The sequence below is a fragment of the Nocardioides islandensis genome, assembly GCF_015352455.1.
Taxonomy (GTDB): Bacteria; Actinomycetota; Actinomycetes; order Propionibacteriales; family Nocardioidaceae; genus Nocardioides; species Nocardioides islandensis.
In genome coordinates this window covers 1-26,743 of the sequence record NZ_JADKPN010000022.1, presented here as the reverse complement: position 1 = coordinate 26,743, position 26,743 = coordinate 1, and the positions used below count along the sequence as shown (strand labels likewise).

Sequence of the window (26,743 nt, the reverse complement as noted above, 5' to 3'; positions counted from 1 at the left end):
CTCCGAGTCTCAACCCAGGTCACCCGGTTGTCGACCCTCCCGTCGCCGGGCCAGGACCGACCTGGCCGAGGTGCTTGAGGGCCTCGCGCCTCGACAGCCCGGACAAGCGCCCGCCGAGACGGGCGACCTCGGCCCGCACCCAGTCCGGGTCCGTGCGGGCGTGCTGGCGCAGCGCCCACCCGATCGCCTTCCGCAGCCAGAAGGACGGGTCCGCGACGTTCGCCTCGACGACCTCGCGCAGCAGGTCGGTGTCGGTGTCGCCCCGATGGTTGACCTGGCTCAGCACGGCCGTACGCCGCACCCACAGGTCGCCGTCCCGGGCCCACGTCCGCACCACCGGGGTCACCTCGACGCGGTGTCCCGCCAGCACGTTCCCGACGAGGTGGGCGGCCACCTCGTCGACGTGGTCCCACCACGCGCCCGTCACCACGAGGTGCCGGTAGAGGTCGAGGCTCGCCGGGTCCTGCCACGGCCGCGCGGCTCGGTGCCGCGCGAGCGTCGTGGCGGCGTACCGCTCCTCACGATGAGTCGCGCCGTCCCACAGCGCCAGCACCGTCGCCTCGTGCGTCGCGCGGTCCAGCGGCGCGTACGCCGCCAGCACCGGGCGCAGCACGCGCTTGAGGACCGGCGACGGGACGCCGTGGTACGGCATCGACGACTTCATGTAGGCCTGCTGGCCGCTCGCGATCGCGGGATCACCGGCCTCGGCCAGCGCCGATCGGACCGCAGCGACCACGTCCGCGTCCGCACCCACGGCGCCATCCAACCGCAGCTGCTCGCGGTCGCCGTCACGGCCGGACTGCGGGCGGTGTTGTGAGAGGATCGCGCGTCGTTCAGGACGCGTTCGGCGCGTCGGACGGGCGCATAGCTCAGCGGTAGAGCGCTTGCCTTACAAGCAAGATGTCGCAGGTTCGATCCCTGCTGCGCCCACCCCCCGTGGGGGTGGTCCGGCACACCACCCGGCAGGAGTAACTTGTCCGGACTGTGAGGCCACCTTCTTGAGCCGCGTCGAGCCCGGCACGTCGCTCGGTCAGCGGTACCGCCTCGAGCGCCGCGTCGCCTCCGGCGGCATGGCCGACGTCTGGGCGGCCGAGGACGAGGTGCTCCAGCGCCAGGTCGCCCTCAAGGTGATGCGGCCGGACCCGGGCCACGAGGAGCTGTTCGCGCTCCGCTTCCGCGACGAGGCGTTGCACTCCGCGTCGCTGAACCACACCAACATCGCCACCCTGTTCGACTACGGCGAGGACGACGGCATCGCCTACCTGGTGATGGAGCTGGTCGACGGCAAGCCGCTCTCGCAGGTCATCCGCGAGCACGGCCGGCTGCCGGCGGACCAGGTGCGCTCGATCGTCGGGCAGTGCGCGCTGGCGCTCGGCGTGGCCCACGAGGTCAAGGTCGTCCACCGTGACGTCAAGCCGGCCAACATCCTCGTCCGCGAGGACGGCCTGGTGAAGCTCACCGACTTCGGGATCGCTCGCGCGGTGGACGCCTCCGGGCACACCCGCGCCGGCGACCTGCTCGGCACGCCGTCGTACATCAGCCCCGAGCAGGCCCTCGGCCGGCCGGCCACCGGCGCGTCGGACCTCTACGCCCTGGGCGTGGTGGCCCACGAGATGCTCAGCGGGAACAAGCCGTTCGACAAGCCGACGCCGATCGCCACCGCGATGAGCCACATCCACGAGACCCCGCCGCCACTGCCCGACGACGTGCCCGAGGACCTGTCCGGCGTGATCGAGGACCTGCTCGCCAAGGACCCGCACCAGCGCCCGGAGAACGCCCGCGCCGTCGCCATCCGGCTCGGCCTCGCCGACCACGAGATCATCGGCCTGTCCCTCGGTCTGGCCCAGGCCGTGTACGGCGAGTCGGCGCTCGAGGAGCAGCCCCTCGGGCCGGACATCGGTGCGGACATCGGTCCGGACGACCCGACGCCCCAGGAGCCGACCCGGACGGTCGCGGTCGACGTGGCCGCCCTGCTCGACGACTGATCGCCCGTGTCCGGCTGGTCCAGACCACTCGGGTCACTCCCGTAACGCTCGGCTCAGTCAACTCGTTGCGTTGGGCACGTCCCCCCACGAGGGGCTCCGTCCGGGATCACAGGGGACCCGGACGGGGCCCCGTTCTCATGTCCAGGCCGGGGCCTGGTGACGAGTGGGCCGCTCAGCGGAACGTGAAGTAGGCGCCGACCAGCCCCGGGAGCGGGCCCAGCAGCAGCCAGGCACTCAGCATCGACTTCGCGTGCAGCGCCCGGAAGGCGGCCACCGCCATCACCCCGGTGACGCCGGCCAGCACGTTGAGCCCGACCCGCGCGTCCTGGTCGTCGGCGAAGACCCCGGCCACGGCGAGGCCGGCGGCGAAGTGCTCGATGACGGTGAAGGCCAGCACCGACAGGACCCACTGCTGCACCTGGGTGAGCGACATCCCGGCAGGCGAGGGGGTCGGCGGCTGGTCCACAGCCCCCACGCTAGCGAGGTCCCCCGGACGTGGTGGACGCCCCGTCCCCGGGAGAGAGAGGTTCCGGGTCGAGGCGTCGTCCGCGTTCATGGTCGGTGACCTGAGGCCGCCTCACAACCCCAACCCGAGTAGTCCCCTCGGGCCAGCATGGCCTGGGGTGGACCGGGGTACCTTCGACCAATGGCGGCGCGCACCGACCGGTTGCTCGACGCCGTGATCGTCCTGCTGGCCACGTGGACCGTCGTCTACCACGTGAGCCTGCTGCTCGGGCTCGCGTCGAACGTCGCCCTCGTCATCGAGGTCCTCCTCCTCGCTCTCTGGCTGGTTGCGGTGCGCAGGAGCGCGGCTCCGCTCGTCGAAGAGGACCGCCCCGGCCCCTCACGAGACCGCCGGGCCACCGTCGTCCTGGTCGTCGCGGCGTCCGTCGCGGCGGTCGCGATGGCGCTCGACCTGCCGTGGCTCGTGGTGTGGGTGAGCTGGCTGGTGGCGGGCCTCGCCGGCGTGCTGGCGGTCCGTCGTGCCGGCCTCTCAGCACCCGGCACCCGGGACGACAGCCCGGGCCGGGACGAGACCTGGTTCGCCGTCGCCTGCGCGGTGGGGCTGGCGACGTTCGCGACGGTGACCCTGAGGCCGAACCCCGACGACCTGTACTACGTCAACCTCGCGCAGTGGGTGGCCGAGCACGGCGACTTCCCGGTGCGCGACACGATCTTCGCCGACCTCGTCTACCCGATGTCCAACTGGCCGCCGCTGGCGTCGTACGACGGCCTGGTCGGGGCGCTGGCCCACCTGCTGGGTCTGCGGGCCGGGGACGTCGAGTACGTCGTCGTCCCCCCGATCATGACGGCGCTGGCGGTCCTCGCCCTGTGGCGGCTGCTCCGCGCCTGGCGGGTGCGGCACGTCGCGCTCGCGCTGGGGTTCGGCCTGCTGTTCCTGCTCGTCGACGGGACCTCGTCGTACGGGCCGCCGGGCAACCTGTTCCTCACCCGGCTCTGGCAGGGCAAGGTGATCCTGCTGTGCCTGGTGGTGCCGACGCTCCTGACGTACGCACTGAGGTACGTCGAACGGCCCAGCCGGCGCGGCGCGATCCGGCTCGTGACCGGCGGCGCCGCCGCCGTGGCCTGCTCCACCACCGCGATCTTCCTGGTCCCCCTGCTCGCTCTGGCCGGATCCGCTCCGCTGGCGCGCCGGGCACCGCGTCAGGCACTCGTGGGCTTCGCGGCGATGGCGGCGTACCCGTTGGCCGCCGGCGTCACGACGCTCGTGCTCGGTGGCCGTTCGGCCGACGACTTCGCCGAGAGGCGGCAGTACCGCTTCGACCCGGACTGGTTCGGGCACGCCGTGTTCCTGACCGACCTGCTGGCGCTGGTGGCCGTGCTCGCGGTGCTGCTCGGGTGCCTGCTCGTGCCCCACCCGGCCGCCCGCCTGACCAGTGCCCTGCTCGTCACGGCCACCGGCATCACCTTCGTCCCTGGTTTCACCCGGCTCGCCTACGACCTCGTGGGTCTGGGCCCGACGCTGTGGCGGGTGACGTGGGGGTGCACGGTCGCGGCGCTGGTCGGCGCGGCCGTCTCCGCCCTCTGGGAACGGGCCCCGACACCGAAGGTCGCCGCCGTGGGTGGCGCCGTCCTCGCCGTCGCGCTCGCCGCCTTCGGCAAGCCGATCTGGCTCTCCGACACCTCCACCGACCTGGTCGCGCCGTTCCACTGGCAGCGGTCCGCCGACTCTCGCGACGTGGTCGCCTGGATCCTGGCCCGCGACGATCCCGGCCTGGTCCTCGCCCCGGACGGGCTGGCCATCACGCTGGCGGTGACGAGCACGGACGTGAAGACCGTCGCCCCCCGCGACTACTACCTGACGTACCTGCGCGACGAGCCCGGCTTCCGGTTCCAGGACCGACTGCGGCTCGTCGACTTCGCCAACCGGGAGCCCGGTCGCAGCGACCACCTCGCCACCGCGCTGGGCGCCCTCGACGTGGGCGTCGCGTGCGTCTACCTGTCCGACACCGACGGCTTCACCGCGTTGCTCGCGGCAGGCTTCAGGCCCGCCCTCACGAGCCGCGCGTACCGTTGCCTGACCGCCACCTGACCGTCTCCTGAACGTCGGCTGAACACCGGGCCGAACCCTCCCTGGGGGTGTGCGTGGCGCCTGTGAGGCGTGGTTATCGTGGCGAGACGGCCGGGTCCCGAGCCCGGCACGACCGACCCGAAATGAGGCTCACCCATGCGGATCCTGGTTCTCGGTGGCGACGGCTATCTGGGCTGGCCGACGGCGATGTACCTCTCGGCCCAGGGGCACACGGTCGGCGTCCTCGACAACGCGGTGCGTCGCCAGTACGACGAGGAGCTCGGCTCCGGAAGCCTGGTCCCGATCGAGTCGCTCCGGACTCGCGTCAAGGCGTGGGAGCGCGTCTCCGGCGAACGGATCGACATCTTCCACGGCGACCTGTGCGACGCCGACTACATCTACGACGCCCTGCGGATCTTCCACCCCGACGCGGTCGTCCATTTCGCCGAGCAGCGCGCGGCGCCGTACTCCATGATCGACCGCAAGCACGCCGTCTACACCCAGACCAACAACGTGGTCGGGACCCTCAACCTGATGTACGCGATCGGCGAGATCGACCGCGACATCCACATCGTCAAGCTCGGCACGATGGGCGAGTACGGCCAGCCCAACATCGACATCGAGGAAGGCTGGCTCGAGGTCGAGCACAACGGCCGCACCGACCGCGTCCTCTACCCCAAGAAGCCCGGCAGCTTCTACCACCTCTCGAAGGTGCACGACTCCCACAACCTGGAGTTCGGGTGCCGGATCTGGGGTCTGCGTGTCACCGACCTCAACCAGGGCGTCGTCTACGGCCAGGAGACCGAGCAGACGGTGCTCGACCCGCAGCTGGCGACCCGGCTCGACTACGACGCCGTGTTCGGCACGGTGCTCAACCGGTTCGCCATCCAGGCGGTCCTCGGCCAGCCGCTGTCCGTCTACGGTGGCGGCTCGCAGACACGCGCCTTCCTCGACATCCGCGACACCGTCGAGTGCATCCGCCTCGCGTGCGAGAACCCCGCCGACGCCGGCGAGTTCCGGGTCTTCAACCAGGCCACCGAGCAGTTCTCCCTCGACGAGCTGGCCAAGCTGGTCGCCAACTCCTACCCCGGCGGCGCCGAGGTGGAGCACATCGACAACCCGCGCGTGGAGCTGGAGAACCACTACTACAACTTCACCCACACCGCCCTGGAGTCGCTCGGCCTCAAGCCGCACCTGCTCGGCGACACGCTGCTGGAGCAGATGTACGGCGTGATCGAGCGGCACAAGGACCGGGTCGACCTCGACCTCCTGAAGCCGCGGGTGCAGTGGCGCGAGACGGCCAACAGCGGGCGCGGATGACACGAGTCCTCGTCACCGGGGGCTCGGGCTTCATCGGCCGGCACGTCGTACGCGCGCTGCTCGCCGACGGCCACGACGTCGTCGTCGCCGACCGCGACGAGCATCCCGACGTCCCCACGGTCGTCGGTGAGCTCGAGGACGCCGGCGTGCGCGACCGCGCCGTGACCGAGGACGTGGGCGTGGTCGTCCACCTGGCGGCCGAGACCTCGGTGCTCGGCTCGGTGGAGCGGCCGGTGAAGGTCCACTCGGTCAACGTCGACGTCACGGCGGCCCTGCTCGAGCTGGCGCGGCAGCGCGGTGTGGAGGCGTTCGTGATGGCCTCCACCAACGCCGTCGTGGGCGGGTACGACGGCACCTTCACCGAGTCCGTCCCGTTGCGCCCGCTCACGCCGTACGGCGCCACCAAGGCCGCCGCGGAGATGCTGCTGTCCGGGTACGCCGGTGCCTACGGCCTGCGGGCCCCCGTGCTGCGGCTCACCAACGTCTACGGTCCCGGCATGAAGGCCAAGGACTCCTTCGTCCCGCGGATGCTCAAGGCGGCCGCGCGTGACGAGGGCGTGCAGGTGTACGGCGACGGACTCCAGCGCCGCGACCTCGTGCACGTGCACGACGTGGCCCGGGCCTTCGCCCTCGCGGTCTCCCCGTCCTGGCCGGGCGGACCCAGCATCATCGGGAGCGGTTCGTCGGTGACCGTGCTGGACATGCTCGAGGCGGCCAGGGCCGCCAGCGGTCGCGCCATCGCGGCCGAGCACGTGCCGGCCAAGGCCGGCGAGATGCCGGCCGTCGTCGTCGACATCGCGCGCGCCCGATCCCTGGGCTGGGCGCCGGAGGTGTCCCTGACCGAGGGGATGGCGACGGCGTGGGACGACCTGAGCACTCGGGTGTGACCGCTGCGCGCGGCGATGCCGTCGACGAGCGCGTCCTGGCGGACCTCGCGCGCGAGCACCCCGGGCTGCGGCTCCCGCCCGTGGTGGTGGTGATCGCGGCGTACAACGAGGCCGCCGGCGTCCCGCGGGTGCTGGCCTCGTTGCCCGAGGAGGTGTGCGGGCTGCCGGTCGGCGTGCTGGTGGTCGACGACGGCAGCAGCGACGGGACCGCCGAGGCCGCCCGCGCTGCCGGGAGGGGGCTCGTCGTCGCCTACCCGACCAACCGGGGGCAGGGCAGGGCCCTGCGGCTCGGGTACCGCGTGGCGCGCGAGCACGGGGCGGAGTACGTCGTCACCACGGACGCCGACGGTCAGTACTCCCCCGACGACATCCCGGCCGTCCTGGCCCCGGTGGTGGAGGGCCGGGCCGACTTCGTCACCGGCTCGCGGCGTCTCGGGTCGCTGGAGAACAGGGACGCCGTGCGCCAGGCGGGCACGTACGTGTTCGCGTGGCTGGCCTCGTTGCTGCTGGGGCGTCGCATCACCGACACGTCCTTCGGGCTCAGGGCGATGCGCGCCGAGGTGACGGCTGCCGTCACGCTCGAGCAGCCGCAGTACCAGGCCTCCGAGCTCCTGGTCGGGGTGTTCGCGCACGGGTTCCGGTACGCCGAGGTGCCGGCCACCATGCGGGTCCGATCGGCGGGCTCGTCGAAGAAGGGCGGCAACCTGGCCTACGGGGCGCGCTACGCACGCGTCATGCTCGGCACGTGGTGGCGGGAAGGGCGACCTCGGGCCAGGTCCGGGTGACCGGCCTGCGCGGGCACCTGCGAGGGCACCAGCCGTTCCTGGTGGCCCTCGCCCTGGCCGTCCTGGTCCGGGTGTCGGTGGTCGTCGCGTTCCCGCCGGGGTTCGTGTTCAGCGACGGCCCGACGTACCTCGGCCTGGTCGACGACCTCCAGCCGCTCGCCGACCGAGCGGTCGGGTACGGCTTCCTCCTCGACGCGCTCGACGCCGTCTCCCGGTCGGTCTGGCTGGTCACGGCCGTCCAGCACGTGCTGGGGCTGCTGACCGGCGTCGTGCTCTACGCGCTGCTGCGCCGCCGGTCGGTGCCGTCACAGCTGGCGACGCTGGCGACGCTGCCCGTGCTCTTCGACGCGATGCAGCTCTCCCTCGAGCACTCGGTGCTCAGCGACGTGCTGTTCGACCTGCTGGTCGTCGCGGGCGTGGCCGCGTTGGCCTGGTACCGCTCGCCGCGGATGCCGAACGCGGCGCTGGCCGGCCTGCTGCTGGGCGCCGCGGTGTGCGTCCGCGTCGTCGGCCAGCCCCTGGTCGTGGTCGCGGTGGTGTTCTGCCTCTGGGCCGCGAGCACCTGGCGGGCGCGGCTGGCGACGGCCCTCGTCGTGGTCGTCGGGTTCGCGGTGCCCGTGTCGGCGTACACCGCCTGGTACCACGCCCAGCACGACGTCTGGGCCATGTCGGAGTCCGGCGGGCGAGCGCTGTACATGCGCACGACGGGCTTCGTGGACTGCACGAGGTTCTCGGTGCCGGCGTACGAACGGCCGCTGTGCCCCGCCGAGCCACTGGGCTCGCGGCTGGACCCCACGGAGTACGGCTGGCACACGCCTGACGGCACGCACGGCCTGCAGCCGCCACCGGGCGTCACCCTGGACGAGGCGATGCGCGACTTCGCGGAGCGCGCCATCCGGGCCCAGCCGGGCGCCTACGCGCGGATCGTCGCCCGCGACCTGATGCTGAACTTCACGGTGCCGCGCATCGACCGCTACGAGTACGACACCGCGTCGAAGTGGCGGCTGCAGACCTACGAGGAGTTCGAGCAGACCGGGTGGACCCGCCCGGCGTACCTCGCCCACGGCGGGTACCTGCTGGAGGCCGAGCAGCCGCTCGCCGGCTGGCTCGGCTGGTACGGCTTCACGGTCTACGCGTGGGGCCCCCTGCTGTTCTTGCTCACGCTCCTGTCGGTGGTCGGGTTGTTCGCGCCGTCCCGCTGGTCGAGGGGGGACGACGGCGTGTCACGGGACCGGTCCGTGCTCTTCCTGGTGCTCGCCACGGCCGCGGGCCTGCTGGCCGTCCCGGCCGTGACGGCCCAGTTCGTGTGGAGGTACCAGCTGCCCTTCCTGGTCCTGGTGCCCGCGGCGGCCGTGCTCGCCGTCGTCAGGCTTTCGAGCCGTCTCGAGATTCAGGGGACGCGCGCCACGCCCAGCACGGACTGGCCGAACGGCGGCGTCACGCGGCGCTCGACGAAACGGGTCGTGGGCACCACGAACCGGTCGTAGAGCCGCACCAGCCCGGGCTTCTGCCTGCCCACCCCGCCACGGCGGACCGTCAGCCACCAGGCGACGCCGCCGAGCAGGTTCACCGGCTTGACCTCGAGGGCCGCCAGTCCGGCCCGCTCGAACGCGTCGCGGAGGGTGGTGGGCGTGTAGCGCCGTACGTGCCCCACGGCCCGGTCGAACTCGCCGTAGAGCTGCTGGTACCCCGGCACCCAGATCACGACGTGCCCACCGGGACTGGTGAGCTCGGCCATCCGGCGCAGCGCGTCCGCGTCGTCCTCGATGTGCTCGAGCACGTTGATCGCGAGCACCGTCGTCACGGGGCCGCCCACCTGCTCCTCGAGGTTGCCCGCCAGGTCCAGGACCCGTGCCTCGACCTCGGGCCGGTCCGCGAACCGTGCCGCCATCGCGGCCACCGCCCCGGCGTCGACGTCGGTGACGACGTGGCGCTTCAGCCCGCGCACCTGGGACGCGAACTCCCCGAGCCCGGCACCGACCTCCAGCAGCGACTCCCCGAACCACGGGCTCATCAGCTCCAGCTGGTAGGCCTTGTAGCGGCGCTGGTTCGCGCCCGCGTCGTCCTCCAGCCCGCGGCCGGTCGCCTGGGTGAACGCGTCGCTCACGGACGCTCCTCCGACCGGAACAGGCGGTCCAGCAGCACGTAGCGCACGGCGAACATGATCACGTACACCCCCAGGAACGCCGCAGCCACGGCCACCGTGCGCGTCGTCCCCGACACGTCGGCCCCACGCAGCCAGGAGTCGACGCCCCTGGTGACCAGCGCGGCGAGGACGAGGGTGACCAGGATGATCGCGACGTACGGCAGGACCTCGCGCGTGAGGCTCGGCCGGCCCTTCCGCTGCCAGGTCCAGCTGCGGTTGAGCCAGTAGTTGGGGATCGCGCCGGCCAGCCACGCGACCGTCGAGGACACCGCCGGCGCGAGGTCCAGGAGTCCGTAGCAGACGACCAGGGCCAGCTCACTGCACCCGGCCGCGATGACGGAACCCGCGGTGTACGTCGAGAGCCTGCGGACCCGCCCGGGACGACGGGCCGGGCTCGTCTCGATCACACCGTCCACCCTAGGCGGCGGCCCGCTTTCGTTTACCGCCCGTTGGCATCCCCATGCCACGATGGGGGCGGGTTCCGCACGTCCCGAGGAACCGGCCCCGAGGAGTGGCCCCGCATGACCGAGACCGCGCCGACCAGGCGTCCGCGCCTGACCGACGTCCCGTCGTCGACCCCGGAGGCCGGACGCGAGCGGGAGAGCTTCGGGTACGCCTGGCGACTCTGGGCCATCGTGGTGCTGTTCGGCGCGATCGTGCTCGCGCGGTCGGCCGCGATCGGGGTGCCGGTGCGCGACCCGGACGGCCAGATGTTCCAGGACCGCATCCTCAAGGCGTTCGGCTTCCTCGTCGCGATCGCGCTCGCCGAGGCCGTGCTCCGCTCCGGGCGCCGCTGGTGGCGGCCGGTCAGCGTCTGGCGCACGCTGCGTGAGCGATGGAGCTCGCAGCGGATCGTCCTGGTGGCCACCGGGCTGCTCGCCTACCACCTCGTCTACCTCGGCTACCGCAACCTGAAGAGCTGGAACGCCTTCAACCCGCTCCGCGACGACGACCTCCTCGAGCTCGACAAGGCGCTCTTCCTCGGGCACAGCCCCGCCGTGGTGCTGCACTCGCTGTTCGGCGAGGCCGGCGCGGCCGACTTCTTCGCACTGGTCTACCGCTCGTTCACCTACGTCATCGTGCTGGCGCTCATCGGGACGCTGGCCCTGGTGCCCTCGGTCCGCAAGGGCTACGTCTTCCTGTGCGCCGCGACGTACGCCTGGATCCTCGGCACGCTCTCCTACTACCTCCTCCCCAGCCTCGGCCCGTACGCCACCGCGCCCTGGGAGTTCGACGGGCTGCGGGTCACGAAGATCACCGAGACCCAGGCGGAGTACCTCACCGAGCGGGCGCACTTCCTGGCCAACCCCGCGGCCCCCGACGCGTTCGTCAGCCTGGGTGCGTTCGCGAGCCTGCACGTCGGGTTCTCGACCCTGGTGTTCCTGATGACCCGCTACTACGGGCTCAAGCGCGTCTCCCGGGTCATGGGCATCTACCTCGTGCTCGTCGTCATCTCCACGGTCTACTTCGGCTGGCACTACGTCAGCGACGACATCGCCGGAGCCCTGCTCGCGGCGAGTGCCCTGGCCCTCGGCCACTGGACGGTCCATCCGCGCTGGCGGCGAGCACCCTCATGACGCTCGTCGACGACGCGCGCGCCGAGGCGCCCGAGGTCGTCGCCCCGATCGCGGTCAGCGCCGTCCGGTGGAGCCCGGTGCTGGTGGCCTCGGTCCTGGCCGGCGTCCTGCACCTGCTCTGGTGGCGGCTGCTGGCCACGCCCGGCGGCGACATCGCGGCCCAGGACGCCTGGGCGGCGTTCGCCCGGGCGCACCCCGGCAGCGCCTACGACCTCGCCTGGTACGGCGGCATGCACCCGGTCTCGTACAGCGCGCTCTCGCCGTACCTGATGGCCGTCCTCGGCGTGCGCCCCACGATGGTCGTCGTCGGCACCCTCGCCGCAGGGCTGCTGGCCCTGCTGCTGGAGCGCAGCCGCCACGTCACCCGCCCGATGGTCCCTGCGATCGTCGGCGCCGTCGCGCTGGCCGGCAACGCGGTCTCCGGCCGGGTCACGTTCGGGCTGGGCATCCTGTTCGGGCTGGCCGCCCTGCTCGCCGTCTTCGCCTGGCCCATCGACGCCCGTGCACACCCGTGGCTCGCGCGCCTGCGCCTGGTGGTCATCGTGCTGCTCACCGCGGTCACGACAGCGGCCAGCGCGGTGGCTGGACTCTTCATCGGCCTGGTCGCCGCCTCGCTCTGGCTCACCGGGTGGCGCGCGCTGGCGTACGCCGTCGGGGCGCCGCCCGTCGTGGTCGTCGGTGTCTCCGCGTGGCTGTTCCCCTTGTCGGGCGTGCAGCCGATGGACTGGAACTCCGCCATCCTGCCGACCGTGGCCGGCCTGACCGCGGCGCTGCTCTTCCCGCGCGACTGGCGGCTGCTGCGCACGCTCGGCTGGATCTACCTCGTGGCGGTGCAGCTCTCCTGGCTGGTGCCGTCGCCGGTGGGCACGAACATCGGCCGCCTCGGCCTCATCTTCACGCTCATCGGCCTCGTGGTCGTGGTCAGGGAGCGGTCGGACGAGGCCACGTCGGTCATCGCGCGCCGTCTCGGCCGGCGGGTGACGGTGGCGCTCACCGCGGCATCCCTGATCACGCTGACCAGCTGGCAGGTGGCCACCGCCGCCCGCGACGCGATCAGCACCGCGCCTCCCGCGTCGCTGAGCATCGACCTCGACCCTCTCGTCGACCAGCTCCAGGCCCGCGGCGCGAGCCTCGGCCGCGTGGAGGTCGTGCCGACCGCCAGCCACCGCGAGGCGACCGCCCTGGCGCCGTACGCCAACCTCGCCCGCGGCTGGAACCGCCAGGCCGACGCGGCCCGCAACCCCCTTTTCTACCGCGAGCGGCCGCTGACCGCAGAGGTCTACCAGGCGTGGCTGCGTCGCTGGGCCGTCCGGTTCGTCATCGTCGCCACCCAGGCCGCGCCGGACACCGCAGCCGTCGACGAGGCGGCGCTGGTGTCGGGCGGCCTGCCGTACCTCCAGCGCGTCTGGTCCGACGACCAGTGGACGCTGTACGAGGTGCACAACCCGCGGCCGCTCGCCTCGGCGCCCGCCGAGGTCCTCGACTTCGACGCCGCCGAGGTCACGCTCTACACGCCGACGGCCGGGTCGATCGTGGTGCGCATCGGGTACTCCCGCTGGCTGAGCCTGGTCGACGACTTCGGTAAGCCGCTGCCGAGCCCGCCCGAGGGGGACACCTCCCCGCAGGCGTGCCTGTCCGGGCTGGCCAACGACGCCGACGCCGCCGCGGACGCGCGAGACGACGCGGCGGACGACGGTGTCAAGAAGCCCTACAACTGGCTGGTGCTCCACGCCCCGCACCCGGGCGTCTACCACATCGGGGCGCCGTACAAGGTGCCGCGCGGGTCGGCCTGCCCGTCCTAGTCCCCGTCCGAGTCCCCGTCCGAGTCCCCGTCCTGGTCGCGTGTCTGCGGCCCCTTCCGGAGCCGGTCGTTCTCGGCCCGCAGCGCGCGGTTCTGCTCCTCGAGGTCGAGCACCGCCTCGACCCCGGCCAGGTTGAGGCCCTCGTCGAGCAGGTCAGAGATCCGGTTCACGTCCGCGATGTCGTCGGCGCTGTAGCGCCGCGTGCCCCCGGCGGTGCGGTGCGGCGTGATCAGGCCCTTGGCCTCGTAGGCCCGCAGCATCGGGGGGTTCACACCGGTCAGCTCGCTGGCCACGGCCATCCCGTAGACGGCCTGGTCGCCGGTGACGGCCCCCGAGCGGGAGCCGCCACCGGCGCGGCGCCGCCGGGGCTGGGCGTGCTCGCCGGGACCGTCCTGGGACTTCTTGTCCACCACTCTTGAAATCTCTCGCAGATCTGGCTAAATATCAATCCATCGACTGAGATTATCTCCGATCGATGACCAGGAAATCCTCCCGGAAGGAGCTGAACATGTTGATGCGCACCGACCCGTTCCGTGACCTCGACCGGCTGGCCCAAGCCGTCTTCGGCACTCCGGCCCAGCCGGCGATGATGCCGATGGACGCCTATCGCGACGGCGACACGTTCGTGGTGCGGCTCGACGTGCCGGGCATCGACCCCGGGTCGATCGACCTGACCGTCGAGCGCAACGTGCTGACGGTCCACGCCGAGCGCACCCGGCCCGACCCGCAGGCCGAGCGGATCGCCGCGGAGGTCAGCCACGGACTGTTCAGCCGGCAGCTGTTCCTCGGCGACTCGCTGGACGTCGACCACCTCACCGCCGACTACACCGATGGCGTGCTGACGCTTCGTCTGCCCGTCGCCGAGCGTGCGAAGCCGCGCCGCATCGAGGTGCAGCACACCGGCGGCACCCGCTCGGTCGAAGCCGCCACGAGCTAGTCCTCTCGCCGACCGACCCGCGCGCTCCCCCCGCGTGCGGGGCGGCGGCGGCGGCCCCACCTCTCGATGGGAGAGCTCCCATGTCGCCTGGCGCCCTGACGATCTCCACGGTCGCCGTCGTCACTCCGCACGACCTCGTCGCGACGGCCCTCCACTCGATGCTCACCGGTCAGCCGGGCCTGGCCGTGCTCCCCCGGTCCAGCACCGTGGCCCCCGACCTGCTGCTGTACGACGTGATCGGGCTGCTCGACGGCGACACCGGCGAGCTCGACGAGTGGCTCACCCACCCGCGCACGACCGTCGTCGCCCTGAGCCGGCCTTTCCGGCCCGACCTCGTGGCCTTGGCCCGGGAGCGCGGCGTCGAGGGCGCCGTACCTCTCAGCGCCAGCACCGACGAGCTCCGCTGCGCCGTGCGTGACGCCCTCGCCGGGCGCCTCGACGAGGCCACCACGTCCGCCGACTCGGTCGGGCTCAGCCCCCGCGAGACCGACGTGCTCCAGCTGGTGGTGCAGGGGCTCGGCAACCAGGAGGTCGCCCAGGAGCTGTACCTCAGCATCAACTCGGTGAAGACCTACATCCGCAGCGCCTACCGGAAGATCGGCGTGTCGTCACGTGCCCAGGCCGTGGCCTGGTGCCTGGGGCACGGCTTCCCGCCGAAGGCGGGTTGAGACCGCGCCAGTACGGTGGGGAGTCGTGACGCTCCCCTCCCAGCTGGGCGACCTGTCGACCGGCGAGCTGACCGCCCGCGCACGTGAGGTCCGGGACCGGACCACACGCACCCGGGTCACGTACTCCCCCAAGGTCTTCATCCCGCTGACGCGCCTGTGCCGCGACCGCTGCGGCTACTGCACCTTCGCGACCGCGCCGCACCACATCCCGTCGCCGTACCTCACCCCGGACGAGGTGCTGGCCATCGCGAGCCAGGGCGCCGAGGCCGGCTGCCACGAGGCACTGTTCACGCTCGGTGAGGCGCCGGAGGACCGGTACGCCGAGGCGCGGGACTGGCTCTCGACGCACGGGTACGCCTCCACGGTCGAGTACCTCGTGGACGTCGCCGGCCGGGTGCTGGCGGAGACGGGCCTGCTCCCGCACGCGAACGCCGGGGCGATCTCGCGCGACGAGCTGGCAGCCCTCCGGGCCGTCGCCCCGTCGCAGGGGATGATGGTCGAGTCCCTGCGGCCGGACCTCGCCGCGCACCGCGGCGCCCCGGACAAGACCCCCGAGCGCCGCCTCGCCACCCTGGAGTGGGCCGGCGAGCTGGCCATCCCGTTCACCACCGGGATCCTGGTCGGGATCGGCGAGTCCGAGACCGACCGGCTGGCCGCCCTGCAGGCCATCGCCGCCGCGCACGCCCGGCACGGCCACGTGCAGGAGGTGATCGTGCAGAACTTCCTGCCCAAGCCCGGCACGACGATGCGCCACGAGCCACCGTGTCCCCACGAGGACCACGTCCGGGCGGTCGCGCTGGCCCGGCTGGTCCTGCCGGCCGACGTGCACGTCCAGGCGCCGCCGAACCTCTCGGACCCGGCACAGCTGGGCGACCTGCTCGACGCGGGCATCGACGACTGGGGCGGCGTCTCGCCGGTGACCCCGGACCACGTGAACCCGGAGCGGCCGTGGCCGGCGATCGCGACGCTGCGCGAGGCGACCGAGTCACGCGGGCTGGTGCTGGCCCCCCGGCTCACCATCTACCCGTCCTACGCCGCGGAGCCCGAGCGCTGGCTCGACCCGGCCACCCGCTTCCCGGTCCTGGACCGCTCGGACGCCGAGTCCCTCGGCCGCGACGACCCCGGTGCGGTCTGGCCGGAGCGGCACCAGGCCGCGGCCAATGTCGGGACCGGCGCCGAGGTGATCCAGATCGGCCGCCGGTCCACCGCCTGGTACTCCGGCGCCGACACCCACCCGCCCCAGCTGATCCACACCGATTCGTCAGAGGTCGCCGCGCTGCGAGCACCCGGAGGATCGCTGACGAATCGCGTGGGTGGGCCCGTCGCCGAGGTACTGAGCGGGGTCGAGGGCGGGCAGGAGGTCGGCGAGGCCGAGATCGTCACCCTCTTCTCCGCCCGCGGACCGGAGGTCGCCGCGGTCGCCGCGGTCGCCGACGAGCTGCGACGTACCGCGGTGGGCGACGTCGCGACGTACGTCGTGAACCGCAACATCAACTACACCAACGTGTGCACCTTCCGGTGCACGTTCTGCGGGTTCTCCAAGGGACCGCTGTCGCTGAACCTGCGCGGCGCGCCGTACCTGCTGACGCTCGACGACATCGCCGCCCGTGCCGCGGAGGCGGCGGAGCGCGGCGCGACGGAGGTGTGCCTCCAGGGCGGCATCCACCCGTCCTTCGACGGCGACTTCTACGTCGACGTGGTCCGGGCGGTGAAGGACGCGGTGCCGGGCATCCACGTGCACGGCTTCACCGCCCTGGAGGTCACCGAGGGCGCCAAGCGGCTGGGCGAGCCGCTGTCGGCGTACCTCACCCGGCTCAAGGACGCCGGTCTCGGGTCGCTGCCCGGGACCGCCGCGGAGATCCTCGACGACGACATCCGCGCGATCCTGTGCCCCGACAAGGTGGACACCGAGGAGTGGCTCGAGGCGCACCGGACCGCTCACCAGGTCGGGCTGCGCTCCAACATCACGATCATGTTCGGCTCGGTGGAGCGCCCGGTGCACTGGGCACGGCACCTGGTCCGCACCCGCGCCCTGCAGCAGGAGACGGGCGGGTTCACCGAGTTCGTGCCGCTGCCGTTCGTGCACATGGCCGCCCCGGTGTACCTCAAGCGCGGCGCCCGCCGCGGACCGACCTGGCGCGAGTCCGTGCTCATGCACGCGGTCGCCCGCATCGCCTACGCCGGGTACGTCGACAACATCCAGGCCTCCTGGGTGAAGCTCGGTCAGGACGGCGCCCGCCAGCTGCTGGCGGCCGGCGTCAACGACCTCGGCGGCACGCTGATGGACGAGAACATCTCCCGCGCCGCCGGCGCCGCGCACGGCCAGCTCGCCACCCCCGAGGAGCTGCGCGAGCTCGCGGTCTCCGCGGGACGGGTGGCGCGACAACGGACCACGCTCTACGGCACGGTCACCGACCAGCCCCAGCCCACCCGCCGGCAGGAGGTCGGATGACCCTGCAGATCGGCTACAAGGCCTCCGCCGAGCAGTTCGGCCCGCGCGACCTGGTCGACTTCGGCGTGCAGGCCGAGCAGGTCGGCCTCGACAGCGTCATGGTCAGCGACCACCTGCAGCCGTGGCGCCACATCGGCGGGCACGGTCCGGCGTCCGTCCCGGTCATCACCGCGATCGGTGAGCGCACCGAGCGGGTGGTGCTGGGCACCAGCGTCCTGACGCCGTCGTTCCGGTACAACCCGGCCGTGCTGGCGCAGACGTTCGGCACCCTCGGCCTCCTGTACCCCGGACGCATCGTCCTCGGCGTTGGCACCGGCGAGGCCCTCAACGAGGTGGCCGTCGGGCTGCGCGACTGGCCGGACTTCAAGGAGCGCTTCGCCCGCCTGCGCGAGGCCGTCCGCCTGATGCGCGCCCTCTGGAAGGACGAGCGCGTCACCTTCGAGGGCGACTACTACCGCGTCGAGGACGCCACGATCTACGACCGCCCCGAGGGCGGCGTCCCGGTGTACGTCGCCGCCGGCGGCCCGACCATGGCCAAGTACGCCGGCCGGGTCGGCGACGGCCTCATCTGCACCAGCGGCAAGGGCATGGACCTGTACACCGAGAAGCTGCTGCCCGCGGCCATCGACGGACTGAGCGCCGGCCAGCGACCGGTCGACGCGATCAGCCGGATGATCGAGGTTAAGCTCTCGTACGCCGCCACCCGCGAGGAGGCGCTGGAGAACACCCGCTTCTGGGCGCCCCTCTCCCTGCCCGCCGAGGACAAGCACCGCCTCGACGACCCGCTGGAGATGGCGTACGCCGCCGACAAGCTGCCCATCGAGGAGGTCGCGAGGCGCTGGATCGTGGCCACCACGCCCGACGAGGTCGTGCAGGCGGTCCAGCCGTACGTCGACGCCGGGTTCGACCACCTCGTCGTGCACGCTCCCGGCACCGACCAGCACGGCTTCCTCACCACGTTCGGCCGGGACGTGCTGCCACTCCTGCGAACCCTCTAGCGGCCGCCACGGCTCAGGCGCCGGTCACCATCGTGCTCACCCGACCGGCACGACGACGACCGGGCAGGTCGCCCGTTCGAGTGCGGACACGGCCACCGAGCCGACGAGCAGCCGCGACCACGCCTCGAGCCTGCTGGTGCCCACGACCAGGAGGTCAGCGCGGTGCGCGGCCAAGGCGATGTCGCGTTCAGGCAGGCCGGGCGTCACGGCGACGGTGGTGTGCACGTCCGGGTACCGCTCGCCGAACCCGGCCAGCGCCTCACCGACGGCCAGCTCGTCGCTCGCCTGCTCCTGGGTCAGGTCGCCGACGGACGCGCCCACCATCGCCGAGCCCGGGTCCCACACGACGTGCAGCACGCGCAGCGGCAGGCCCCGCTGGCTGGCCAGGCGGAACGCGACCTCGAGCACCGGCTCGGCGTCCCCTGTGGCACGGACCGCCGCGACCACGCCGTCGCGCACCAGGCCGGGGTTCCCCGGGCGGTGGACCACGACCGGGCACGCCGCGCGCCGCACGACGCCCTGACCCACCGAGCCCAGCAGGTGGCTCAGCGTCGGTCCGCGTCCGCGCGACCCGAGGACGACCATCCAGGCGTCCGTGGACAGCTCGGTGAGCAGCGTGGTGGCCGGCGAGGGACGCAACAGGCGACGGACGTCGAGGTCGGGCGCCGCCCGGCGGACGACCTCGGCGGCACGCAGGAGGACGGTCTCGCCGGCGGCCATGGCGCCGGCGTACCTCGACACGAGGCTGCCCTCCGCCGCGTGGGCCAGCAGCACCGGCCGACCCTCGACCTGTGCCTGCTCGGCGGCCCACCGGAGCGCCTGCCCGGAGAAGACCGTCTCGTGGACGCCGACCACGATGCTGCCGTGGTGTGGCGGCGCTGTCGCGCCCGGGAGCTCGGTGTTCATGAGCGCGCTCCTCCCTCCCCACCAGCGTGGCCCGTTCGCGTCGTCGTACCCAGCGACGAAGTACCGGACGGCGAGGGTCCTTGGTCCGTCCCTCGGGGCCCTCCGGTCGGGACCTGGGACCTAGGTCATCGCAGCAGTGGCGCAAGGGCCCTGTCGGTCCGGGCGGGCGCGGACGAGTCTGGAGACATGACCACCTCACCACGCGAACCGCTGCGGTCCCGCACGTGGAACCGCGTCGTCTGGCCGACCCTCGCCGGCCTGGTGGGGGCCGTGGGCCTGCTCGGCGCCACCGCGATCGGCACGTGGGCCTCGTGGCTCTCGGCCTCACTGACCCTGAGCCTGTTCGTCGGGGTGCTGACCTGGAGCCTCGTCCCGGGATCGGTCGCCACGACCCTCCGCGTCGCCGTCGCGACGCCCCTCGTCGTGGCCGTGGTGGTGGGATGGCTGGTGCTGTCCCCGACGATCGGCCTGCTCGTCTCGCTGGCCACGGCACTCTCGGCGCCACCCGTGGTGGATGCCGTCGGCGGGTGGCGCCGCTCGCGGGTCGGACGCGCCGCTCGTTCCGGCACCGGCCGGATGGTGATCGACCGTGAGCTGGTCGACCGCCGCTTCGCCGACATCGTGCAGCGACAGCTCCAGGACCTGGACGAGAAGCTCGACTCCTGAGGTCGCGGCCCGGCGCCCGACGACTCCCGGTCGGCGCGATCTCGCTCGGATTCAGCGGTGGCGGCAGAACGGACGAAGGCCCTCCGGATCCGGCGACCAAGTTCCCCCGGGGACGGGGCTCACGCCTCTGGGGACCGGCCGGCGACAGGTCGAGAGTGGAATTGCCGCCACCACCACGTGACGGTGACATGAGGAGAGATGAGATGAAGCACAGCAGACTGATCGCCACCACCGCCATCGTCGTCCTCGCCGCCATGGGCGCGGCGGCTCCCGGCGCGTCAGGCGCCGGTCTGACGGCCTCGCAGAGTCCCTACCACGTCAGCCTCAAGGCCTCGACGACACAGGCCATCGCGGGCGAGACCCAGGTCAAGCTGACCGGACAGGTCATCCCCCAGCCCCCCGAGGCGAGCAAGGTGCTGGTCCAGGTGCAGTACGAGCACCAGGACACGTGGATCAAGCTGGGGACGGCCACCGTCAAGGCCAACGGCACCTACAAGTTCGTCACCACGCCGAAGAGCCGCAAGGACCTCGTCTACCGCGTCGTGAAGACCACGGACAAGGTAGCCAAGCAGGACCTCAGCCCCGAGCGTGGCGTGAAGGTGCAGGGCTGGGTCTACCTGACCCTGATGAAGACGAGTGCGGGCGAGGGTGTGACGGCTGGCACGTTGCCGATCAACGGTGACAACTACCAGCAGTCGCTCTACACCCCGACCACGGTCACCTCGGGCTTCGTGGAGTACACCCTCGGTCACCACAGCACGCTGCTGGACACGACCTTCGGGCTCTCCGACCGCACCGAGACCGGTGGCAAGGCCGCCATCCGCCTGACCGCGGACGGTGTGGCCAAGTACGAGCGGACCTTCGACCTCGGCGTCAGTGACCACCAGGTCCTCGACGTGACCGACGCCTACCGGATCCGCATCAGCTTCGCCCAGGTCAGCGGAACCCCGGCCACCGAGCCGGCCGCGGGGAGCGCACGCGTCCTCACCGATTGAGCGACGGCCTGATCCCTGAAGATCGGTCGAGCGCCCGCCCTCACCGGGCGGGCGCTCGCACGCGCAGCCGGCGGCGCTGACGATGGCCCAGACGGGCCCGAGGAAGGACGCTCACAGCGCCCCGGAACGGCGCCCCACGGAGCGCACAAAGAAAAAGTCGAACCGCTGGCGTCTCGGGTCACCAGCGGTTCGACAGGAAGAACACTAGCCGTCCACACAAGCGCGATCCAGCCGGGACACCCGAATCGTTGAAAATCCTCACAAGCGGTCTAGGCCACCCCTAGGGGTGGCCCCGGGAGTGGCCCGCCGAGCGCCCCCTCAGGCCACCTCGTCGGCCACCAGGTGCAGCTGCCGCACGTGCTCGTCCAGGTCGCGTCCGACGGCGGTCGGGTTGTGAACCGCCCAGCGCACCAGACCGCGCTTGTCGACGACGTACGACGACCGCCGCGGCCGGCCCTTGGCCTCGTCGAAGACGCCGTACAGCTTGCTCACCTCGCCGTGCGGCCAGAAGTCCGACAGCAGCGGGAAGTTGAGCCCGTCGTGGTCGGCGAAGGCCCGCAGGGCCGCCGTGGGGTCGCAAGAGACCGCCAGCACCTCGGAGTCGAACGTCATGAACTCGTCGAGCCGCCCGCGGATCTGCGCCATCTCGCCGGTGCACACGTTGGAGAAGGCGTAGGGGTAGAACACGACCAGCACCGCCTTGCGGCCGGCGAACGAGGACAGCGTGACGTCCTGCCCGAACTGGTCGCGCAGGGTGAAGTCGGGCGCGGGTCCGCCGATCGTGAGGCCCGTGTCCTGGCCGGTCTCTGGGCCGGTTTCTGGGCCAGTCTCCGGGCCGGTCTCCGTCATGCCCTCTCCATCAGCTCGCGCTTGAGGATCTTGCCGGTCGCGTTGCGCGGCAGCTCGTCCAGGAACACGATCTCGCGCGGCACCTTGTACCGGGCGAGGTTCTGCTTGACCCAGTCCTTCAGGTCGTCCTCGGTGGGAGCCGGCTCAGACACCACGACGAAGGCCCGCAGCCGCTTCCCGAAGTCCGGGTCGTCGACCCCGACCGCGGCGGCCTCGACCACGCGCTCGTGCCGGGCCAGACAGTCCTCGACCTCGGCGGGGAAGACGTTCTCGCCGCCGGACACGATCATCTCGTCGTCGCGCCCCTCGACGTACAAGCGCCCGTCCGGGCCGATCCGGCCGACATCACCCGAGGACATCAGCCCGTCGCGCATCTCCTTGTGGCCGCCGCCGGTGTACCCCTCGAACAGCATCCCGTTGCCGACGAAGATCCGCCCGGGCTCGCCGTCCGGGACCGGGAACCCCTCGTCGTCGAGGATCCGCACGACCGTGGCGTACGGCGGCCGGCCGGCGCTGGTGGGCGCCTCGCGGAGGTCGGTGGGGTCGGCCACCGACGCGTAGGCCACCTCGGTGGAGCCGTAGAGGTTGTAGAGGTTGTCGCCGAACTGGTCCATCCACTCCAGCGCCAGGTCGCCGGGCAGCGCCGAGCCCGATGCCGCGACCACCTCGACGCGGGTGAGGTCGTAGCGGTCGCGCACCTCGGGGGGCAGCGCCATCACCCGCTGGAGCATCACCGGGATGACCGCGGCCGCCTCGCACCGTTCGTCCTGGATCGCCTGGAGGAAGCCCTCGGGGTCGAAGCGTCGCCGCAGCACGACCGTCTCCCCCATCAGCGCGGCCAGCATGTAGTGGGCGAAGCCCCACGTGTGGAACAGCGGGGCGGCGACATGGATCCGCATGCCGTACCTCAGCGGGATCCGCGACAGCAGCGAGACCGCCGCTCCGATGCCGGCCTCGGTGCGCGGCGCGCCCTTGGGCGTGCCCGTCGTGCCGGAGGTGAGGATCACGATGCGGGCGTGCCGGCCGGGTGGGTCGAGGTCGGCGTCGGGGTACCGCTCGATCAGCTCGTCGAGGGTGCCGAGCCCGTCATCGCTGGTCGAGGAAGGCGCGCCAGCGCCTGTCACGTGACCCGATGACCCGTCGGTCCAGGCCAGCAGCCGCTGCCCGACCGAGGCGTCCGCCAGCAGGTCGGTGAACTCCTCGTCGTGGATGACCGCCCGCGGCTTCTCCCGCTCCAGCACGTCGACCAGCTGGGGGCCGGCGAACGCGGTGTTGAGGTAGAGCAGGTCCGCGCCGAGCTTGGCCGCGGCGACGGTCGCGTCGGCGAACCCACGGTGGTTGCGGCACATGATCGCCACCGCGTCCCCCTCGCCGACGCCGCGCTCCTTGAGGGCCCGGGCCAGGGCGTTGCTGCGACGGTGCATCTCGCCCCACGTGCTCGAGCCGCGCTCGTCGACGATGCCCTCGCGGTCGGGGTCCAGCACCGCCAGCGCCGTGAACCCGCCGGCGGGACCCGTGCCCCACTTCGTGAGCACCTTGCCGACCGTCAGCAGCTGCGAGGGCAGGTAGGGCCGCACCAGGCCGGCCCTCGCCAGGACGGTCGCGGCGGTGCCACCCCGGGCGGCCCTGGCCAGGACCGGGTTCAGGATCGGCGCGATCGGGCGCAGCAGTGATGACGGAAGGGAGGGAGGCATCGCCTGTGAGTATGCCCCCAGGGGAGGACGCGCCTACGGGCGGGACTTGGGGGCGACCAGCCGGGTCGCCGTCCAGTCCTTGCTGACCGCCGCGGTGGTGGTCTGCGCCAGCCCGGCGATCGGCGCGGCCTCCGCGATGTCGGCGGCCTCGACGGCACCGGGACGGCCCACCTTGGGCGTGAGCAGCCAGATGGAGCCGCCGCCGACGAGGTCGGTCAGGGCGTCCACCAGGCCGTCGACGAGGTCGCCGTCGTCGCTGCGCCACCACAAGAGCACGGCGTCCACCACGTTGCCGTAGTCGCCGTCCACCATGTCGGCGTCGATCGCGTCCTCGACCGCGACCCGGAGGTCGTCGTCGGTGTCGTTGTCCCAGCCGAGCTCCTGCACGACCAGACCGGCGCTCAGACCGAGCCGACCGGCCACGGTCGTGGCCGTGGATCCGCCGCCTGCGGTCGCGCTCACGGTCTCCTCGCTCTCAGGGTCTTGGTGACAGGTCCCGCGAACCCTCGGTTGAGCCGCAGGTGAGCAGTAGTCCACCGGGTTTGCCGCGAGTGTGCAAGCCGGGAGGTGCGTGCAACGATGCAGTGGTGAGCGACAAGTCCTCCCGCCCCGTGATCCACGAGGGTCTGCCGACCCAGCTCCCCGACATCGACCCCGACGAGACCCAGGAATGGGTCGACTCGTTCGACGCGATGGTCGACGAGCGCGGCCGCGAGCGGGCCCGCTACGTGATGCTGCGGCTCCTCGAGCGGGCCCGCGAGCAGCAGGTCGGCGTGCCCGCCCTGCGCAGCACCGACTACATCAACACGATCCCGCCCGAGCGCGAACCCTGGTTCCCCGGTGACGAGGAGATGGAGCGGCAGGTACGCCGGCTGATCCGGTGGAACGCCGCGGTGATGGTCTCCTCGGCCAACCGCAAGGGCCTCGAGGTCGGCGGGCACATCGCGACGTACGCCTCGGCCGCCAGCCTCTACGAGGTCGGCTACAACCACTTCTTCCGCGGCAAGGAGCACCCGGGCGGCGGGGACCAGCTGTTCATCCAGGGCCATGCGGCGCCGGGCATCTACGCCCGCGCGTACCTGATGAAGCGGCTCACCGCCGACCAGCTCGGCCACTTCCGCCAGGAGGTCCAGCACGGCCCGGGCCAGGGCCTGTCGTCGTACCCCCACCCGCGCCTGATGCCGGAGTTCTGGGAGTTCCCCACGGTCTCCATGGGCCTGGCGGCGATCAACTCGATCTACCAGGCGCGCTTCAACCGCTACCTGGCCAACCGCGGCATCAAGGACACCAGCCAGCAGCAGGTGTACGCCTTCCTCGGCGACGGCGAGATGGGCGAGCCCGAGTCGCTGGGCGCCATCCGCCTCGCGGCCCGCGACGAGCTCGACAACCTCACCTGGATCATCAACTGCAACCTGCAGCAGCTCGACGGGCCGGTCACCGGCAACGGCAAGATCATCCAGGAGCTCGAGGCCAACTTCCGCGGCGCCGGCTGGAACGTCATCAAGGTGATCTGGGGCCGCGAGTGGGACGCCCTGCTGGCCAAGGACGTCGACGGCGTGCTGGTCAACCAGATGAACCGCACCCCCGACGGCGAGTTCCAGACCTACTCCGTCGAGGATGGCGCCTACATCCGCGAGCACTTCTTCGGCCCCGACGCGCGCCTGAAGAAGATGGTCGAGCACCTCACCGACCGTGACATCGAGCTGCTGCCGCGCGGTGGCCACGACTACCGCAAGGTGTACGCCGCCTTCAAGGCCGCCGCGGACCACGTGGGACAGCCGACGGTGATCCTGGCCCACACGGTGAAGGGCTGGACGATCGAGGCGCTGGAGGGCAAGAACGCCACCCACCAGATGAAGAAGCTCAACGCCCCGACCTTGAAGGCCTTCCGCGACCGGCTCGAGCTGCCCATCTCCGACAAGGAGATCGACGACGCCTACGACGCCGACGGGTCGGCGCCGTTCTACCACCCGGGCGAGGACAGCGACGTGCTGGCGTACCTCCGCGAGCGGCGGGCCGCCCTCGGCGGCGGGGTGCCGATGCGCAAGGTCAACCCGGTGAAGGTCACACTGCCCGGCGAGAAGATGTACGACGAGCTGCGGGCCGGCTCCGGCAAGCAGGCCATCGCCACCACGATGGCGTTCGTCCGGCTGCTGAAGGACCTGATGAAGGACGAGTCGATCGGCAAGCGGATCGTGCCGATCGCCCCGGACGAGTACCGCACGTTCGGCATGGACTCGATGTTCTCGACCGCCAAGATCTACAACCCGGCCGGCCAGACCTACGAGGGGGTCGACCGCCAGTTGTTGATGGCCTACAAGGAGTCCCCGCAGGGCCAGATGCTCCACGAGGGCATCTCCGAGGCGGGCTGCGTGGCGTCCGCGACGGCCGCCGGGTCGTCGTACTCCACCCACGGCGAACCGATGATCCCGGTCTACATCTTCTACTCGATGTTCGGCTTCCAGCGCACCGCCGACTCGATCTGGGCGATGGCCGACCAGCTGGCACGGGGCTTCCTCATCGGCGCCACCGCGGGCCGCACGACGCTGACCGGCGAGGGCCTCCAGCACGCCGACGGCCACTCCCCGCTGATCGCGCTCACCAACCCGGCCGTCGTGCACTACGACCCGGCGTTCTCCTACGAGATCGCGCACATCGTGCGCAACGGCCTCGACCGGATGTACGGCTCGACCGACCGCCACCCCCACGGCGAGGACGTCATCTACTACCTCACCGTCTACAACGAGCCGGCGGTCCAGCCGAAGGAACCCGAGGACCTCGACCTCGAGGGCCTGCTGGGCGGCATCCACCACGTCTCCTCGCCCACCGCGGAGCTGCCCGGTGACGCACCGCGCGTGCAGCTGCTGGCCTCCGGGGTCGGGTACGCCTGGATCGCCAAGGCCCAGGAGATGCTCGCCCACGACTGGGGCATCGGCGCCGACACCTGGTCGGTCACCTCCTGGAACGAGCTGTCCCGCGAGGCGCTGGCCACCGAGGAGTGGAACCTGCTCAACCCCACCGAGACACCGCGCGTCCCCTTCGTGACCCGCAAGCTCGGCCGCGCGCCGGGCCCGGTCGTGGCCGTCAGCGACTACATGAAGGCCGTGCAGCAGCAGATCTCACCGTGGGTGCCGCAGCACTTCCACGCGCTCGGCGCCGACGGGTTCGGCTTCGCCGACACCCGGGCCGCCGCCCGCCGCTTCTTCAAGATCGACGCCGAGTCGGTCGTCGTCCAGGCGCTGTACGCCCTCGCCGACGAGGGCGTCATCGGCAAGGACACCGTCCAGAAGGCCATCGACCACTACCGCATCACCGACCCCACCGCCGTCCGTGGCGTCAAGCAGGAGGGCGGCGACGCCTAGGTCGAGTTGCGTCCCTGACACGTCCGAGTTGCGCCTCCGGCACGCAACTCGACTAGACGGTATGGCGTGACCCGGTCGCGCAGACGGGGTTGCGGGTCGGGGCCTCACTCACAAATGGTCGTGGGTTACCGAGTAGGGGCTGCCTGCTCGGCCTATCCAACAGTTGTGGGAGGCCCCGATG

24 protein-coding genes and 1 tRNA gene are annotated in these 26,743 nt (G+C 72.0%); 16 read left to right on the top strand and 9 right to left on the bottom strand.

Annotated elements, in window-relative coordinates; translation table 11 throughout:
• Nucleotides 1–19: 19 nt before the first annotated feature.
• Nucleotides 20–754 carry a DNA alkylation repair protein gene (locus ISU07_RS23265; protein ID WP_194709247.1) on the bottom strand — a complete coding sequence of 245 codons (735 nt, stop codon included), beginning with the start codon at nucleotides 752–754 and terminating at the stop codon, nucleotides 20–22.
• A 104-nt stretch (nucleotides 755–858) separates the two neighbouring features.
• On the opposite strand from ISU07_RS23265, the gene ISU07_RS23260 reads away from it, so the two are divergent.
• Nucleotides 859–930 (top strand) — tRNA-Val (locus ISU07_RS23260).
• Nucleotides 931–998: 68 nt separating this feature from the next.
• The gene (locus tag ISU07_RS23255; protein ID WP_194709246.1) at nucleotides 999–1,985 is read left to right on the top strand and encodes a serine/threonine-protein kinase; all 987 of its coding nucleotides are present in this window, start codon (nucleotides 999–1,001) and stop codon (nucleotides 1,983–1,985) included.
• 172 nt (nucleotides 1,986–2,157) lie between these two features.
• Here the strand turns inward: ISU07_RS23255 and ISU07_RS23250 are convergent, their stop codons facing one another.
• Complete coding sequence (locus ISU07_RS23250) at nucleotides 2,158–2,451, bottom strand: hypothetical protein (protein WP_194709245.1); 294 nt, start codon at nucleotides 2,449–2,451, stop codon at nucleotides 2,158–2,160.
• Nucleotides 2,452–2,631: 180 nt separating this feature from the next.
• On the opposite strand from ISU07_RS23250, the gene ISU07_RS23245 reads away from it, so the two are divergent.
• The 5 genes from ISU07_RS23245 to ISU07_RS23225 all read left to right on the top strand — a co-directional run bounded on the left by ISU07_RS23245 (nucleotide 2,632) and on the right by ISU07_RS23225 (nucleotide 8,997).
• On the top strand, nucleotides 2,632–4,539 hold the full coding sequence (locus tag ISU07_RS23245) for a DUF6077 domain-containing protein (RefSeq protein ID WP_194709244.1): 1,908 nt from the start codon (nucleotides 2,632–2,634) through the stop codon (nucleotides 4,537–4,539).
• A 135-nt stretch (nucleotides 4,540–4,674) separates the two neighbouring features.
• The gene (locus ISU07_RS23240; RefSeq protein WP_194709243.1) at nucleotides 4,675–5,838 is read left to right on the top strand and encodes an NAD-dependent epimerase/dehydratase family protein; all 1,164 of its coding nucleotides are present in this window, start codon (nucleotides 4,675–4,677) and stop codon (nucleotides 5,836–5,838) included.
• Nucleotides 5,835–6,725 carry an NAD-dependent epimerase/dehydratase family protein gene (locus ISU07_RS23235; protein ID WP_194709242.1) on the top strand — a complete coding sequence of 297 codons (891 nt, stop codon included), beginning with the start codon at nucleotides 5,835–5,837 and terminating at the stop codon, nucleotides 6,723–6,725. Before ISU07_RS23240 ends, ISU07_RS23235 begins: the two co-directional genes overlap by 4 nt.
• A complete protein-coding gene (locus ISU07_RS23230) occupies nucleotides 6,722–7,510 on the top strand; it encodes a glycosyltransferase family 2 protein (RefSeq protein ID WP_323742784.1) in 789 nt (262 codons plus the stop codon). Before ISU07_RS23235 ends, ISU07_RS23230 begins: the two co-directional genes overlap by 4 nt.
• Complete coding sequence (locus ISU07_RS23225; RefSeq protein WP_194709241.1) at nucleotides 7,471–8,997, top strand: hypothetical protein; 1,527 nt, start codon at nucleotides 7,471–7,473, stop codon at nucleotides 8,995–8,997. The genes ISU07_RS23230 and ISU07_RS23225 overlap by 40 nt, the downstream gene beginning before the upstream one ends.
• On the opposite strand, the gene ISU07_RS23220 is transcribed toward ISU07_RS23225, so the two are convergent.
• Complete coding sequence (locus ISU07_RS23220) at nucleotides 8,901–9,617, bottom strand: class I SAM-dependent methyltransferase (RefSeq protein ID WP_323742783.1); 717 nt, start codon at nucleotides 9,615–9,617, stop codon at nucleotides 8,901–8,903. The two genes, ISU07_RS23225 and ISU07_RS23220, sit on opposite strands and share 97 nt — an antisense overlap.
• Complete coding sequence (locus ISU07_RS23215) at nucleotides 9,614–10,063, bottom strand: GtrA family protein (protein ID WP_194709240.1); 450 nt, start codon at nucleotides 10,061–10,063, stop codon at nucleotides 9,614–9,616. The genes ISU07_RS23220 and ISU07_RS23215 overlap by 4 nt, the downstream gene beginning before the upstream one ends.
• 114 nt (nucleotides 10,064–10,177) lie before the next feature.
• Here ISU07_RS23215 and ISU07_RS23210 point away from each other — a divergent pair, with 114 nt between their 5' ends.
• Nucleotides 10,178–11,233 carry a phosphatase PAP2 family protein gene (locus tag ISU07_RS23210; protein ID WP_194709239.1) on the top strand — a complete coding sequence of 352 codons (1,056 nt, stop codon included), beginning with the start codon at nucleotides 10,178–10,180 and terminating at the stop codon, nucleotides 11,231–11,233.
• Complete coding sequence (locus ISU07_RS23205) at nucleotides 11,230–13,035, top strand: MFS transporter (RefSeq protein WP_228522493.1); 1,806 nt, start codon at nucleotides 11,230–11,232, stop codon at nucleotides 13,033–13,035. Before ISU07_RS23210 ends, ISU07_RS23205 begins: the two co-directional genes overlap by 4 nt.
• Here the strand turns inward: ISU07_RS23205 and ISU07_RS23200 are convergent.
• The gene (locus tag ISU07_RS23200; RefSeq protein ID WP_323742782.1) at nucleotides 13,032–13,448 is read right to left on the bottom strand and encodes a MerR family transcriptional regulator; all 417 of its coding nucleotides are present in this window, start codon (nucleotides 13,446–13,448) and stop codon (nucleotides 13,032–13,034) included. The genes ISU07_RS23205 and ISU07_RS23200 overlap by 4 nt on opposite strands.
• A 95-nt stretch (nucleotides 13,449–13,543) precedes the next feature.
• Between ISU07_RS23200 and ISU07_RS23195 the strand changes: the two genes are divergently transcribed.
• The 4 genes from ISU07_RS23195 to fgd all read left to right on the top strand — a co-directional run bounded on the left by ISU07_RS23195 (nucleotide 13,544) and on the right by fgd (nucleotide 18,090).
• Nucleotides 13,544–13,972, top strand: coding sequence for an Hsp20/alpha crystallin family protein (locus ISU07_RS23195; protein ID WP_194709238.1), 429 nt, complete (start codon nucleotides 13,544–13,546; stop codon nucleotides 13,970–13,972).
• Nucleotides 13,973–14,052: 80 nt separating this feature from the next.
• Nucleotides 14,053–14,640, top strand: coding sequence for a response regulator transcription factor (locus ISU07_RS23190; RefSeq protein WP_194709237.1), 588 nt, complete (start codon nucleotides 14,053–14,055; stop codon nucleotides 14,638–14,640).
• A gap of 25 nt (nucleotides 14,641–14,665) precedes the next feature.
• Nucleotides 14,666–17,092 carry a bifunctional FO biosynthesis protein CofGH gene (locus ISU07_RS23185; protein WP_194709236.1) on the top strand — a complete coding sequence of 809 codons (2,427 nt, stop codon included), beginning with the start codon at nucleotides 14,666–14,668 and terminating at the stop codon, nucleotides 17,090–17,092.
• Entirely contained in the window at nucleotides 17,089–18,090 is a 1,002-nt protein-coding gene (fgd, locus tag ISU07_RS23180) for a glucose-6-phosphate dehydrogenase (coenzyme-F420) (protein ID WP_194709235.1), read from the top strand. The genes ISU07_RS23185 and fgd overlap by 4 nt, the downstream gene beginning before the upstream one ends.
• Nucleotides 18,091–18,126: 36 nt before the next feature.
• On the opposite strand, the gene ISU07_RS23175 is transcribed toward fgd, so the two are convergent.
• Entirely contained in the window at nucleotides 18,127–18,996 is an 870-nt protein-coding gene (locus ISU07_RS23175) for a universal stress protein (RefSeq protein ID WP_194709234.1), read from the bottom strand.
• A 186-nt stretch (nucleotides 18,997–19,182) separates the two neighbouring features.
• On the opposite strand from ISU07_RS23175, the gene ISU07_RS23170 reads away from it, so the two are divergent.
• Nucleotides 19,183–19,662 (top strand): hypothetical protein, encoded by a 480-nt coding sequence (locus ISU07_RS23170; RefSeq protein WP_194709233.1) that lies wholly within the window; start codon nucleotides 19,183–19,185, stop codon nucleotides 19,660–19,662.
• A gap of 203 nt (nucleotides 19,663–19,865) precedes the next feature.
• Nucleotides 19,866–20,657: a hypothetical protein gene (locus tag ISU07_RS23165; protein ID WP_194709232.1), complete on the top strand. Its 792-nt coding sequence runs from the start codon at nucleotides 19,866–19,868 to the stop codon at nucleotides 20,655–20,657.
• Between the two features lie 318 nt (nucleotides 20,658–20,975).
• Here ISU07_RS23165 and ISU07_RS23160 read toward each other — a convergent pair whose 3' ends face one another.
• From ISU07_RS23160 to ISU07_RS23150, 3 genes are read right to left on the bottom strand one after another with little or no spacing between them, the layout of a single operon-like run.
• The gene (locus ISU07_RS23160) at nucleotides 20,976–21,506 is read right to left on the bottom strand and encodes a peroxiredoxin (protein WP_194709231.1); all 531 of its coding nucleotides are present in this window, start codon (nucleotides 21,504–21,506) and stop codon (nucleotides 20,976–20,978) included.
• Nucleotides 21,503–23,200: an AMP-binding protein gene (locus tag ISU07_RS23155; protein ID WP_194709230.1), complete on the bottom strand. Its 1,698-nt coding sequence runs from the start codon at nucleotides 23,198–23,200 to the stop codon at nucleotides 21,503–21,505. Before ISU07_RS23155 ends, ISU07_RS23160 begins: the two co-directional genes overlap by 4 nt.
• A gap of 33 nt (nucleotides 23,201–23,233) precedes the next feature.
• A complete protein-coding gene (locus ISU07_RS23150; RefSeq protein ID WP_194709229.1) occupies nucleotides 23,234–23,662 on the bottom strand; it encodes a DUF3052 domain-containing protein in 429 nt (142 codons plus the stop codon).
• Nucleotides 23,663–23,751: 89 nt separating this feature from the next.
• On the opposite strand from ISU07_RS23150, the gene aceE reads away from it, so the two are divergent.
• A complete protein-coding gene (aceE, locus tag ISU07_RS23145) occupies nucleotides 23,752–26,562 on the top strand; it encodes a pyruvate dehydrogenase (acetyl-transferring), homodimeric type (RefSeq protein ID WP_456093965.1) in 2,811 nt (936 codons plus the stop codon).
• Nucleotides 26,563–26,743: the final 181 nt, after the last annotated feature.